Source organism: Synechococcus sp. R8-2 (genome assembly GCF_047461715.1).
Classification (GTDB): Bacteria; Cyanobacteriota; Cyanobacteriia; order Thermostichales; family Thermostichaceae; genus Thermostichus.
This window is the reverse complement of the sequence record NZ_JANSHQ010000719.1, coordinates 1-792: the sequence shown is the minus strand read 5'-3', so window position 1 is coordinate 792 and position 792 is coordinate 1. Positions and strand designations below refer to the sequence as shown.

The 792-nt window shown below is 50.6% G+C and carries 1 protein-coding gene; it reads left to right on the top strand.

Annotated features, from left to right (window positions below; genetic code table 11):
• A partial coding sequence (locus tag NW819_RS14200) for a class I SAM-dependent methyltransferase (protein WP_414414145.1) occupies positions 1–792 on the top strand: 792 nt, incomplete at both ends.

The window sequence follows — 792 nt, the reverse complement described above, 5'->3', positions numbered from 1 at the left end:
GCTCGGCTGGAGTTCGCTCTAATGTCAATCTCTACCCTGGCTACAGTCCGGAAAAGGTAGAGGAAATTGCCCAGCAAGAGGATCGTCGCTGGTCTTTAATTTACATTGATGGGAATCATGACTCGCCGGCTCCCTTGCAGGATGCTCAAGTGGCAGAGCGCTATGCTGCTGAGGATGCCTTGATTCTGTTTCATGATCTAGCCTCGCCGGATGTGGCTGAAGGTTTGAATTACTTGAGAGACAGGGGCTGGAACACGATGATTTACCAGACCATGCAAATTATGGGAGTGGCCTGGCGAGGCAATGTCAAGCCCGTTGAGCATATTCCAGACCCTGCTGTGAATTGGACATTGCCAGAGCACCTCAAGGACTATCCGGTCTGTAACCTTGAGTTGTCTAGGGTGCTAGAGAAAGTTAAATCTTTTACCTTGCTGGGCTTTGAGCGTCTTTGGAGCCTTTATTCACTGGCTAAGCAGGTTTGTGAAGAAGACATTCCTGGGAACTTTGTAGAATGTGGTGTTTGCAGGGGTGGAAGCTCAGCTTTGCTGGCCTGGGTGATTAAGAACTACAGCCGTCGACCTCGCAGGCTATATGCTTTCGATACCTTCTCAGGTATGCCTGATCCAACAGAGGTGGATCGAGATTATCGAGGAGTTGGTGCCAACGATACGGGTTTTGGATCCGGTGCTTTAGCGGCACCCATTTCGGAGAACTTAGAGGTGATTGCCAGGGAACTAGGGGTCTGGGATCTAATTGTTCCTGTGCCGGGGCTGTTTGCCGACACCTTGCCTA